The organism is Agreia sp. Leaf244, from assembly GCF_001422695.1.
Taxonomy (GTDB): domain Bacteria; phylum Actinomycetota; class Actinomycetes; order Actinomycetales; family Microbacteriaceae; genus Agreia.
In genome coordinates this window covers 215091-227463 of sequence record NZ_LMLX01000005.1, presented here as the reverse complement: position 1 = coordinate 227463, position 12373 = coordinate 215091, and the positions used below count along the sequence as shown (strand labels likewise).

11 protein-coding genes are annotated in these 12373 nt (G+C 68.2%); 6 read left to right on the top strand and 5 right to left on the bottom strand.

Annotation, left to right across the window (positions count from 1 at the left end; all coding sequences use genetic code 11):
* The first annotated feature begins 1 nt into the window (after position 1).
* Positions 2 to 958 carry a phosphodiesterase gene (locus tag ASF06_RS15360; protein WP_055949047.1) on the top strand — a complete coding sequence of 319 codons (957 nt, stop codon included), beginning with the start codon at positions 2 to 4 and terminating at the stop codon, positions 956 to 958.
* Positions 959 to 966: 8 nt separating this feature from the next.
* On the opposite strand, the gene ASF06_RS15355 is transcribed toward ASF06_RS15360, so the two are convergent.
* Together ASF06_RS15355 and ASF06_RS15350 are read right to left on the bottom strand one after the other, a co-directional pair.
* Positions 967 to 2589 carry a stealth family protein gene (locus ASF06_RS15355; RefSeq protein WP_055929246.1) on the bottom strand — a complete coding sequence of 541 codons (1623 nt, stop codon included), beginning with the start codon at positions 2587 to 2589 and terminating at the stop codon, positions 967 to 969.
* Positions 2590 to 2684: 95 nt separating this feature from the next.
* Complete coding sequence (locus ASF06_RS15350) at positions 2685 to 3818, bottom strand: magnesium and cobalt transport protein CorA (RefSeq protein ID WP_055949044.1); 1134 nt, start codon at positions 3816 to 3818, stop codon at positions 2685 to 2687.
* A 65-nt stretch (positions 3819 to 3883) separates the two neighbouring features.
* Here ASF06_RS15350 and ASF06_RS15345 point away from each other — a divergent pair, with 65 nt between their 5' ends.
* A complete protein-coding gene (locus tag ASF06_RS15345) occupies positions 3884 to 4930 on the top strand; it encodes a glutathione S-transferase family protein (protein ID WP_055949041.1) in 1047 nt (348 codons plus the stop codon).
* Between the two features lie 2 nt (positions 4931 to 4932).
* On the opposite strand, the gene ASF06_RS15340 is transcribed toward ASF06_RS15345, so the two are convergent.
* From ASF06_RS15340 to ASF06_RS15330, 3 genes are all read right to left on the bottom strand, one after another.
* The gene (locus ASF06_RS15340) at positions 4933 to 7053 is read right to left on the bottom strand and encodes a DEAD/DEAH box helicase (protein WP_055949038.1); all 2121 of its coding nucleotides are present in this window, start codon (positions 7051 to 7053) and stop codon (positions 4933 to 4935) included.
* A 219-nt stretch (positions 7054 to 7272) separates the two neighbouring features.
* Complete coding sequence (locus ASF06_RS15335) at positions 7273 to 7629, bottom strand: DUF6804 family protein (protein WP_055949035.1); 357 nt, start codon at positions 7627 to 7629, stop codon at positions 7273 to 7275.
* Between the two features lie 12 nt (positions 7630 to 7641).
* Positions 7642 to 8652 carry an epimerase gene (locus tag ASF06_RS15330; protein WP_055949733.1) on the bottom strand — a complete coding sequence of 337 codons (1011 nt, stop codon included), beginning with the start codon at positions 8650 to 8652 and terminating at the stop codon, positions 7642 to 7644.
* Positions 8653 to 8731: 79 nt separating this feature from the next.
* Here ASF06_RS15330 and ASF06_RS15325 point away from each other — a divergent pair, with 79 nt between their 5' ends.
* The 4 genes from ASF06_RS15325 to ASF06_RS15310 are packed head-to-tail and all read left to right on the top strand — an operon-like array spanning position 8732 to position 12373.
* Entirely contained in the window at positions 8732 to 9139 is a 408-nt protein-coding gene (locus ASF06_RS15325) for a hypothetical protein (RefSeq protein WP_055929259.1), read from the top strand.
* Positions 9140 to 9147: 8 nt separating this feature from the next.
* A complete protein-coding gene (locus ASF06_RS15320; RefSeq protein WP_055949032.1) occupies positions 9148 to 10071 on the top strand; it encodes a pseudouridine-5'-phosphate glycosidase in 924 nt (307 codons plus the stop codon).
* Entirely contained in the window at positions 10064 to 11005 is a 942-nt protein-coding gene (locus tag ASF06_RS15315; protein ID WP_162237717.1) for a carbohydrate kinase family protein, read from the top strand. Before ASF06_RS15320 ends, ASF06_RS15315 begins: the two co-directional genes overlap by 8 nt.
* 9 nt (positions 11006 to 11014) lie before the next feature.
* Positions 11015 to 12373, top strand: a complete 1359-nt coding sequence (locus ASF06_RS15310; protein WP_055949026.1) for a M20/M25/M40 family metallo-hydrolase — start codon at positions 11015 to 11017, stop codon at positions 12371 to 12373.

Genomic DNA, 12373 nt, shown 5'->3' with positions numbered 1-12373 from the left:
CATGTCTGTCAGAACCGCCGAGTACGCCCGCCCCGATCACTTCATCCTGCACCTGAGTGACACGCACTTCATCGGCGGTGACGGCCTTCTCTACGGGGCCGTCGACGCCGAGGCACACCTGGCCCAGCTGCTCGACGAACTCGAGAGCTCGAAAGCCCGCCCCGAGGCCATCGTCTTCACGGGTGATCTCGCCGACAAGGGCGACCCCCGCGCATACGAGAAGCTGCGCGCCATGGTCGAGCCCGTCGCCGCTCGGCTCGGCGCCCAGCTCATCTGGGTGATGGGCAATCACGACAACCGGGCGTCGTTCCGCGCCGGCCTGCTGGGTCAGCTGCCCTCGATGAAGCCGATCGACCGGGTGCACGACGTCAACGGGCTGAGGATCATCGCGCTCGACTCGAGCGTGCCCGGTGCCCACCACGGCGAGATCGCGCCCGAGCAACTGGACTGGCTGGCAGAGGAACTCTCCTCCCCCGCGCCGCACGGCACGATCCTCGCCCTGCACCACCCTCCCGTTCCGAGCGTCCTCGACCTCGCCGTGCTCGTGGAGCTTCGCGACCAGTCGGCCTTGGCCGAGGTGCTCGAGGGATCCGACGTGCGATCGATCCTGGCGGGCCACCTGCACTACTCGAGCACGGCCACGTTCGCCGGAATCCCCGTCTCCGTCGCATCGGCGACGTGCTACACCCAAGACCTCAACGTGCCGGTCGGCGGAACACGGGCGCGCGACGGGGCGCAGGGGTTCAACCTCGTGCACGTGTACGAGAACACGATCCTTCATACCGTCGTGCCGATCGGCTCCTACAGCACGACGTCGTACACGTCGGCGGAGGAGACCGCTCGCATCCTCGAACGCGAGAACGTCGTCATCCGGCCTGCCCGAGCGATCGAGCTGCCCGTCGACGATGTCCTCACCGTTCCGCAGCTGGTCGCTCAGGAGCCCGCCCTGGCTCCCTGAGCCGACGGTCAGTTCGTCGTCTTCTCCCACGGAGCGGCGATCGGGAAGTACTTCTCGAGGAAGTCGACCATCAGCGCGGCGCGCTCCCCCGCGGGAACCTCGGGAAAGCTGCCGTCGTTGAGGCAGAAGAGATCGTACTGACGACGGCGGAGGAGAGCCGGCAGGCGGCCCAGGCCGCTCTTCAGCGTGGTGTCGACGTAGAGGACCTTCGCGTCCTCCTGGGTGACGGCGCGCCCCTCGAGCAGTGCGTAATAGTGGTACAGCGAGTTCGTGACCGAGATGTCGGACTTCGAGCGGAAGCGACTCGCCGCCGTACGCCGGAACTCCTCGGGGAAGTCGGCCTCGAGCAGCGAGATCACGCTCTTGCGCAGCGGGGCGGGCGTGTGCTCGAGGTGGCGCGTGATCACGTGACCGAACTTCTTGAGCAGCAGGTCGCGGTTGACCCGGGCGGAGTTCTCGAAGCCGCTGCGGCTCGGATCGCTGAATCCCAGTCCGATGCGCGTGGTCGCCTCGATGAACTTGGTGACGCCGCCCGACGAGAAGAACATGGAGGGCTGCACAGGCCGACCGAAGAACATGTCGTCGTTGGAGTACAGGAAGTGCTCGCTCAGCCCGGGGATGTTGTGCAGCTGGCTCTCGACGGCCTGCGAGTTGTGCGTGGGCAGCACCGACGGGTCGGCGAAGAACTGCTCGCTGCGCATCAGCTGCACGCGAGGGTGCTCGTCGAGCCAGGCGGGTCGCGGCGAGTCCGTCGCGATGAAGATGTTGCGCACCCAGGGTGCGAAGAGGTAGACGGAGCGGAGGGCGTACTTGAGCTCGTCGACCTGGCGGTAGCGCGCATCCGCCTCGTCGCCCTCGCCGACCACGACGCCCTCCATGCGCGCGGCGCGCGCCTTCTGGTACTCGACATCGTTGCCGTCGACCCAGGAGAAGACGACGTCGATGTCGAATGTCACGTCTGTGGCGTGCGGTTCGAACATGCCCTGGAACGTGTCCCAGTTGCGGCCGAACAGCTCGACCGTGGCGGGAATGGCCTCGACCAGCGGAAGCACGCGGCGGGTCAGGGAGTTCTCGACGGGGCAGATGTAGTCGTCGCCCTCGATGCTCCAGAACTGCAGCTCGATGCCGGTCGACGACCCGTAGGCGAGACCGCCGAGCGGCTCGAGCCTCGGACGGAAGAGCCGGAAGATCTTCGCCTTGCGCTTCTCGGACAGCAGACCGTCGCCGAGCAGCACGGGCGGCCTGCGTCGACCGCCGACCGTTCGCGAGTAGAACGGTTCGTTCGCGCAGGCGACCGCGAGGGCCTTCTCCACCCGGCGCCGCAGCGGAGCATCCACCACGAGCACGGGCCGTTCGTCGTTGCCGCGAACCAGCACGAAGTCGATGCCGGCCGCGATGAACGCGTCGCGGATGAAGAGCAGGTCTTCGACGAGCGCCTGATGAGGAGTCAGCGACGTGTTGATGAGGGTCGCGAGACCCTTCTTGACGACGACGTCGGGCCTGCCGTGCAGCTCGGGCCACGAGCGGGGTGCACCGTGCACCCCCGTGGCTGCAGTGAAGAGCTCTTCGGGGGTGAAGGCCTCGACGCTCTCGTCGAGGTCGATGTTGTGAGTGGCGGAGCTTCCGGTCAAGTAGATATCAAGCCTTTCTGAGCAGTACCCAGGCGGCCCCAGTCTGTGCTGACGACAATTCTATCCTGCGCGGCCGCCCACGTCGCTCGGTGGTCTCAGAGCCACCCTCGACGCTTGAACATCACGTAGAGCCCGGTCATCGCGACCAGCATGACGCCGATCGTGACCGGGTAGCCGAACTGCCATTGCAGCTCCGGCATGGCCGCGAAATTCATGCCGTAGATGCCGGAGATCACGGTCGGCGCGAAGAAGATCGCCGCCCACGCCGAGATCTTCTTCACCTCCTCGTTCTGCCGGTTGCTGGCCTCGGCGAGAACCTTCATGTCCTCGTTCTGGCGCTGGGCCACCAGGGTCGCGTTCACGGCGAGGATCTCGCGGAGGGTGCTGCGGAACCCGTCGACGCGATCGTTCACGACCGCCACGTGATCGGCCACGTCTCGCAACGCGCGACGCAGCTCGAGGTTCGTCTCGAACGCGTCGAATCCCTCTCTCAGCGTCTCGAGCATCCCGACGAGGGGCAGCGTGGCCCTCTGGAAGTCGAGCACCTCCTGCGAGAGCTCGTAGATGCGTCGTGACACCTCGGCATCGCCGGCGAAGACCTGGGCCTCGATCTCGTCGATGTCGTTCTCGAGGCCCGACACGACCGGCAGGTACTGGTCGACGACCGCGTCGAGGATGCCGTACAGCACGGCGACGGGGCCGAGGGCGAGCAGCTCCGGTTCCGCCTCCATGCGCTGGCGTACAACCGCGAGGTCGGGCGACTCGCTGTGCCGCACGCTGACCACGAAGTTGGGGCCGACGAACAGGTGGAGCTCGCCGAAGTCGACCTCCTCCCGTTCATCGGAGTAGCTGGCAGCGCGGAGGACGACGAACAGGGTCTTGCCGTAGCGCTCGAGCTTGGGCCGCTGGTGGGCACCGATGGCGTCCTCGACCGCGAGAGGGTGCAGATCGAATTCCTTCTGGATGGCGGCGAGCTCGGTCTCGTCGGGCCGGTAGAGGCCGATCCAGGCCATCGACGAGGCGTACCGGGAGCATCCGGCCAGCGTGTCCTCGAGGCTGGTCGGCGACAGCACGCGACGCCCCTCGGCGTAGACGGCGTTGTCGACGGTGCTGTTGTGCTTGGGATGCGGCTCGGCTCTGGGCGGCTGCGCGGGAGGAGTCGGGGCATGCGAACCCGGTCGAAGGGACGACATCACCCGGAGGGCCTGCGACACACTCGGCTTTTTCATAGTCACCTCTCCAGCACATACCCCGGCAAGGGCGGTTAACCTTGCCACATGGATGTGAACGAGATATGAACGACGACCTGAGCACGGCCGGCTCCTATGTGACCCCCGGCTCCGAGTTCACCCGAGACACGAACTACATCGACGACCGCATCACCGCCTCGGGCACCGAGTCCGGCCACGATGCCGAGGGCCGGATGCTGTGGCCCGCCGAGGCCGACCGGTACAGGCTGATCGTGGCCCGGGGCTGCCCATGGGCGAATCGCGCCGTCATCTCACGGCGCCTGCTCGGCCTCGAGAACACCATCTCGCTGGGCATCGCTGGCCCGGTGCACGACAAACGCAGCTGGAGCTTCGATCTCGACCCCGACGGACTCGACCCCGTCTTGAAGATCCCGCGCCTGCAGGACGCCTTCCTCGCCCGGTACCCCGACTACCCCCGCGGCATCACCGTGCCCGCGATCGTCGACGTGCCGACCGGAAAGGTGGTGACGAACGACTACCCCCGGATCACCATCGACTTCGCCACGGAGTGGACGGCCTGGCACCGCGAGGGAGCTCCCGATCTCTACCCCGAGCACCTGCGCGCCGAGATCGACGAGGTGAACGCCCTGGTCTTCTCCGATGTGAACAACGGCGTCTACCGGTGCGGTTTCGCGGGCTCGCAGAAGTCCTACGAGCGCGCCTACCGCACCCTCTTCGAGCGGCTCGACTGGCTCGGCCACCGGCTGAGCCGCCGACGGTATCTCGTGGGCGACACGATCACGGAGGCCGACATCCGGTTGTTCACGACACTCGTGCGCTTCGATGCGGTGTACCACGGCCACTTCAAGACGAACAGGCAGAAGCTCACCGAGATGCCCGTGCTCTGGGCTTACGCGCGCGATCTCTTCCAGACGCCCGGTTTCGGAGACACCATCGACTTCGAGCAGATCAAGCAGCACTACTACATCGTGCACACCGATCTGAACCCGACGCAGATCGTGCCCGTCGGGCCGGATGCGACGGGCTGGCTCGAGCCGTCGGGCCGCGAGAGCCTCGGGGGCCGCCCGTTCGGAGACGGCACCCCGCCTCCCCCGCCACCGGCCGGCGAACGCGTGCCCGACCTGGTCTAGGTTCAGCTCTCGAGCGCCTGCTCCAGCAGGTGCACGAGCGCGTCGAGCTGCACGCTGTCGCCCGACGAGACCTCTTCGTCGCTACCGTCGAGTGCTCGCGCGGCGAGACCCTGCTTGCTGTCGATGAGCTCGGCGATCTTCGCGTCGATGGTCTGGGCGGCGACGATGCGCCACGCGGTGACCGGTTCCTCCTGGCCTATGCGGTGCACCCGGTCGATCGCCTGGGTCTGCTCGGCCGCGGTCCACGACAGTTCGGCCAGGACCACGTTCGATGCGGCCTGCAGGTTGAGTCCCACACCGGCGGCGGTCAGGGAGCACACGGCCACGGCGACGGAGGGATCGTTGTTGAACGCGTCGATCTCCTTCTGCCTGTGCAGCGCCGACTGGTCTCCGCGGATCGACACGGTCTGAAGTCCCGCCTTGGCGAAGGCCTCCTCGGCCTGATCCATGACGTCGATGTGCTTGGCGAAGAACACGACCTTGCCGACCGAACGGGCGAGCTGGGCCGTGTAGTCCGCGGCGAGCGACGCCTTGGCCTGGCCGATGAGCCGCACCATCGTGAAGACGTTGTCTCCGCTTCCGCCCTGGGCCTTCGACTCCTCGATCTCCTGTCGGGCGACGGCGCGCATGAGGTTCTCGGTCGACACCTCGGCATCGGGATCGGACTTCGTGCGGGCGGCGAGCAGGCGCGTGTATCGGGTGACGAGCCGGCGACCGAGCTCCGCCTCCGCCTCGCGGATCGAACGGCCGAGGTCGTCGTCGAGCTCCACGGGCAGGTCGACGACCCTCTTCGCCGGCAGGTCGGCCGCGACGTCGAGCTTGCGTCGCCGCACGATGCCCATGTCGATGACCGCCTCGCGCGCCTCGGAGAAGAACCCGAAGTCGGCCGGGGTGAGCCCGGTCTCCTCGAGTCGCTGCATCAGCTGCGGGGTGGGCTTGGTGCCGTCGATCCAGCCGAGAAGCTGCCAGATGGCCCGGAAGTCGTCGATGTCGTTGATGAGCGGGGTGCCGGTGAGCGCCATCATGAGCGGGTTTCCGCCGGGCGCCTGCGACCGGATGCGCTCGGCCAGTGCGAGCACGTGCTTCGATCGCTGCGACGACAGGTTCTTGATGAAGTGGGCCTCGTCGACCACCATGCCGCGGAAGCCGAGCGTGCTGAGCCACGCGAGGTGCCGGTCGAGCACCTCGTAGTTCACGATCACGACGTCGGCGAAGGCGTCGAGCCCTGCACCGTCGCCGTGGATGACGGTGGCGCGACGGTGCGGGGTCCAGAGTTCGACCTCGCGCGCCCAGTTCATCTTCACGACGTTGGGTACGACAGCGAGCAGCGGGTAGGCATCGGCGACGGATGCGGCCAGCAGCGACTGCGCGGTCTTTCCGAGGCCGGGCTCGTCGGCCAGCAGGAAGGACCGGTGCCCCTGGGACACGCTCGCGACGAAGCGGGCCTGGTGGCGCATGAGCTCCTGCCCGGGCGGGGAGAGCCTGTCGATGCGCGGCGCCTCGGGCAGCTCCATGCTGGCCACCTGGCCGCCGGCGCCGTACTCGAACGCGCGGAAGAGCGGTCCGAGGAGCTCCCAGTTCGAGAGGCGGCCGTGCGTCGAGTGCTTCTGCGTCTCGAACGACGCGAAGTCGGGTGCGAGGAACGGATTCGCGAGTTGACGCGCCTTGACCGACTGTGGAATCACCTGGCGCTCCGCCAGCTCGGGCGGCAGCATCGTGGTCTGCTTCGGCGCTTCGACGATCTCGTCGGGCACCTCTATGCCTGCATCTTCGAGGTACTGACGGCGCAGCTTCTGCGCGACCGGGGAGATCGGTGCATCGTTCTCGAGCAGCGTGATCAGCGAGGTGTCGCGGGCCGCCGTCTTAGCGAGGATCGAACCGATGCCGTCGAGACGCTTGATCTGCTCCGCTCGGTCGGACTCGGCCAGATCCGGGTTGTTGCGCACGGCCGTGCGCTCCTCCCGGGCGAGGAGGGCGACGACCAGGAACTTCGTGCGGTTGGAGGGCGCGACCTTTCCGCGCTGCGCTGCCGCTTCGACCTCGCGCACCTTGCGCGCGAGGATCGGGATGAGGCCGGTGTTGTCGACGCTCTTGGGTGATCGGCGTCCGCCGGATCGAGACATGCTCCTCCTGTGGAGTGTGGGCTCCGCCGTCCGTGCTCCCTCAGTGGACGACGAGGCTTCAATAACGATCCCGAGCCGGGATCGGTGCGGTCGTGCAAGCCGGATGTGGCGTCGAGCAACATGACATGGTCACGGTCGACGGGGAGAGCGATGCAACCCGGCCTTTCGGAAAGTCTACGACACGGCGAACACGGCCGCGAACACGGTCGTTCGAGAGGCTCAGCGTCGCGTGGAGGCGGGGTCTGGCGCCTGAGGCACCTTGATCAGCAGTCCGGCGACGACGAACACCACCGCGGCGACGAGGTGGAGGATCTGCCACACGAGCAGCTCCAGCTGCAGGGGAACGATGGGGTTCCAGACGACCACGATGGCCGCAAGCGCCGGAAGCCACCACCACTGGCGGGCCTGGAACGCGAAGACTCCGATGATGGCCGCCAGGATGCTGATCGCGTAGCGGAAGATCGTGAACCAGTCGCTCTCGACCAGGGCGACCCCCGCGAGCAGCAGGATCGCCGCCAGAAGTCCGGGCGCAAGGGCGAGACGGGCGAAGGACGGGTTCGGATAGCGCTGCGACATCGTGCCGTCAGCTTAACTCGTCGGGCGGGGCGCGGGCCGCGCGAGTTCGTCGAGCGCCTGCTCGAGCGTGCCGTGACGGAACACGTAGCCCGCGTTCTGCAGTCGCTCCGGCAGCACCCACCGGCTCTTCAGAATAAGCTCCGTCTCGGTTCGGAGCAGCCACATGGCCGGCTCGAGCATCCACCGGTATGCGGGCAGCCCGACGGGAGCTCCGACGTTGCGGCGCAGCAGGGCCATGAGGCGTCTGTTGTCGCTCGGCTCGGGGGCGCTGACATTGACGACGCCGGAGATGTTCGGCCTGTCGCGGATGAAGCGGACGACACCGACGACGTCGTCGATGTGCACCCAGCTGAACTTCTGGAGGCCTTTCGTGCCCTGCTTCTGGTGCCAGACGCCCGCCCGACGACGGGCGGCCGAACCGAAGAGCGACCGGAACCACCAGCCGTCGTGCTGGGTGCCGCCGAGCCCCAGCCGGGCGACCCGTTCGAGCGGTTCGAGGGCGCCGCCCCGACCGAGCACGATCGCCATGCGGAGCGCGACCCGCCGGGTCTTCGGAAGGTCTGCGTCGAAGAACTCGCGCTCCCAGTCGGTGGCGATCGAGACGGAGAATCCCGAGCCGATCTCGCCGGTCGACTCGGTCTGCGGTCGATCCTCTGCGTGCCGGTAGATGGTCGCCGTACTGGAATTCAGCCAGAGGGGCGGCGGTGAGGCGACGCGGGCGATCGACTCGCTGAGGAGTCTCGTCGTCTCGACGCGCGAGCGTCTGATCTCGAGCCGGTTGGGCTCGGTGTAGCGGCAGTTCACGCTCTTGCCCGCGAGATTGATGACGAGCGCGGCTCCGTCGATGGCCCGGTCGATGGCGGCGGCATCGTGCCAGCCCACGGCCGGAGCCGCTCGACCGATGAGCACGACCTCGTAGCCTTCTGAACGGAGTTCGCGCTGCAGCACCTGGCCGATGAAGCCACCGGCGCCGGCGATCACCGCTCGGCCCGGGGCTCGTGCGCCTCTGGAGTCGGGAGTCATGACACCAGTCTGGACGATGGCGCCGACATTCACGGTCACGACGATTGTCCACGGCGGGCCACGACGCTAGGTTTTCCTTATGACCTCTCCTGTGCCCTTCGGCGCCCCGTCCCCCGCACTGTTCTCCGGCCCGGAAGGCGTCTGGAACGCAGACCCCGTCGAACTCGCCGCCCGCTTGTTCGTCGCCGTGTTCCAGCCGCAGGCATCCGCGCCGCTGCCCCAGAGGGAGGTGTCCGACATCTACGACGCACTCGCGGCCCTCGGCGGCTACACCCTGCCGGCCCAGCGCGTCGGAAACACGCAGCCCCTGGCCCTGACCGTGCAGCTCGCCCAGGAGGCGATCCTCACCTGGGAGCGCGCCACCATCGCGACGCGTCTGTCCGCCGGTGCCGGCCCGGTCTCCCACACGGTCACCGTTCTGCGGTTCGGCCCGGGAGTCCTGCAGGCCGCCGACCCCGTCGCCGCGCTGCGCGGCCGACTCGGCTGACCCTGGGCATGACCTCGCCGTTCCTCGTCTCTCCTGCCGTCGCCGAGGCACTGGCCGACGGGCGCCCCGTGGTCGCGCTCGAGTCCACGATCATCTCGCACGGCCTCCCGCGACCCCGCAATCTCGAGGCAGCGCGCGAGTTCGAGCAGATCCTGCTCTCCCGGGGTGTCACCCCGGCCACGGTCGCCGTCCTCGACGGCATCCCCCGCATCGGCCTCGAGGCCGACGGCGTGCAGCGCATCGCGTCGGAGGACATGGCGAAGGCCAGCGTGCGCGACCTGCCGATTCTGGCTGCCAAGGGCATCAGCGGAGCGACGACGGTCGCCGCAACGGCCTACCTCGCGGCGAAGGCGGGCGTGCGAGTCTTCGCCACGGGCGGCCTGGGCGGAGTGCACCGCGGGGCCGACCAGACCTTCGATGAGTCGGCCGACCTCTCCGCCCTCGCGATCTCGCCCGTCGCCGTGGTGTCGGCCGGCGTCAAAAGCGTTCTCGACATCCCCGCCACGCTCGAACGGCTCGAGACCCTCTCGGTGCCCGTCATCGGGTACCGCACCACGAACTTCCCGAGCTTCTGGCTCCGCGAATCGGGCCACACGATCGACTGGTCGGTCGATTCGGCGGCCGAGATCGCGGCGGTCATGCGCAACCAGGATGCTCTGGGTCACGGTCAGGGCATCGTCGTCGCGAATCCGATCCCCCTCGAGCAGCAGTGGGACCCGGAGGAGCACGACCGCGTTCTCGCCCAGGCATTCGAGGCCGCGGAGGCCGCGGGCGTTCACGGCAAGGCGGTCACGCCCTTTCTGCTCGGCTACATCGTCGACGCCTCGGGCGGACGAAGCCTCGAAGTGAACCTCGACATCGCGCGCAACAACGTGCGCCTCGCCGCGGAGATCGCCACGGCGTGGAGCGAGGGTGCGCCCGTCCGTGGCTGAGCTCGGTTCCGCGCATGCCGCTGCGGGATCTCCGCGGGTGATCGTCTTCGGCGACGTCATCGACGACATCATCGTGACGCCGACCGGCGACATCCGGCCCGACACCGACACCCCCGCGAGCATCGTTCGAACGGCCGGAGGCTCCGCTGCCAACTCGGCGGCGTGGCTGGCGTGGGCCGGGTGCCATGTCGACTTCATCGGCCGCGTGCACGTCACCGATCTCGACAGGCACCGCGCCCTCCTGGTCGAGGCACGGGTCAGCCCTCATCTGCTGGGCGAGCCCGATCTCCCCACCGGGGCCATCGTGGTGATCGTCTCGGCCGACGGGGCGCGCACGATGCTCACCCAGCGTGGCGCGAACGCCGCGCTCACTCCCCGCGACATCGGCGCCGACCGCCTCTCGAGGGCCGGTCACCTGCATTTCACCGGCTACTCGGTGTTCCGGCATCCGCGGGTGGAGGACTTCCCCGACCTCATCCGACGCGCCCACGATGCGGGTGTGACGGTCAGCGTCGACCCGGGATCGGCGGGGTTCATCGGCGACTTCGGCGGCGAGAGATTCCTCGAGGCGATCGACGGCAGCGACATCATCGTTCCGAACCTCGACGAGGGTCGCGCGCTCACCGGAGAGAACGATCCGGCCGAGGTGCTCGACGCGCTCGTCGCCCGTTTTCCGCTCGTGGCCCTGACCCTGGGCCGCGACGGGGTGGCGCTCGGCACGCAGGAGGGCATCCGGCTGACTGCTCCGAGCAAGGCCATCTCCGCGCTCGACACCACCGGCGCGGGCGACGCATTCTGCGCATCCTTTCTCGCCGTCCTCCTGCGGGAATCGTCCCGAGAACCGGATGTTCTCTCGCGGGCGTTGTCGTCCGGCCTCGACGCCGCCGCCCTCGCCGTGGCGAGTATCGGAGCGAGGCCCCGGCCCACCGCGTAAAGTCGTCGTGTGGAAGACGAGGCGACCGAGCGGCACGACGACGCTACTGCGCTCGAGCACCTGCGTACCCTCCTGAGAATCCCGACCGTGTCGCGGCTCGACGAGTCGCGCATCGACTGGGCGCGGTTCGACGAGTTCATCGGCGCGCTCGAGGAGCTGTATCCGCTCGTGCATCGCGAACTCGTCGTCGATGTCGTCGATGGCCACGCGCTCCTCATGCGGTGGGCCGGCAGGCGGCCCGAGCGGGAGGCCGTGCTGATGGCGCACTACGACGTGGTCGCGGCCGACGATCCTGCGGCCTGGACGCATCCGCCGTTCGACGCGGTCGTGACCGGCGCTGGTGCCGATGCGATCGTGTGGGGGCGAGGCACCCTCGACGACAAGGGAGCGGTTGCCGCCATCCTCGAGGCGGTCGAGCAGCTCCTTCGCGCGGGCTTCGTTCCCGAACACGACGTCTATCTGAGCTTCGGGCACAACGAGGAGACGGCGGGCTCCGGAGCGGCGAGCCTCGTGGCCGAGCTCTCGAGCAGAGGGGTCAGCCCCCGTCTCGTTCTCGACGAGGGCGGTGCCGTCATCGAGAACGTGTTCCCGGGTGTGCGTCGCCCGAGCGCGGTCGTGGGGGTGAGCGAGAAGGGCATGGCGAACATCTCGCTGACGGTCGAGCAGTCCGGCGGTCACGCCTCGACTCCCCCGCGCATGACGGCGACCACCCGGCTGGCCCGGGCACTCGTGCGCCTGAACGCCCGGCGTTTCCCCGCCTCGTTCACCGCTCCCAACATCGAGATGATCCGCACGATCGGGGCGCACTCGACGCCGCTGCTGCGGTTCGTCTTCACCCGTGTCGACACGTTCAGGCGACCTCTGCTCGCCCTCTTCGCCCGGCTCAGCGACGAGACGAACGCCATGGTGCGAACCACCGCAGCCGTGACGCAGCTGCGGGCGAGCGACTCCGCCAACGCGCTGGCCGAGAGGGCCGTCGCCGTGGTGAACACCCGCATCGCCATCGACTCCACGGTCGACGAGACGCTCAGCCACTTCCGGCGAGCGATACACGACCCTCTCGTCGTGGTCGCCGCGAGCACGCCGAGCGAACCGTCCCCCGTCTCCCCCTCCTCGGGTGAGGCCTGGCAGCTCATCTCCGAGTCCATCTCGGCGGTCTATCCCCGCGCGATCGTGTCGCCTTACGTCATGCTCGGGGCGAGCGACGCCAGACACTTCACCACGATCAGCCCGTTCGTCTACAGATTCACGCCCTTCGAGATGTCCTCCGACGAGCGTGCCACCCTGCACGCCATCGACGAACGGATGCACGTGGCGACTTTCCTGTCCGGAATCCGGTTCTACAGAACCCTGATCGAGCGACTCTAG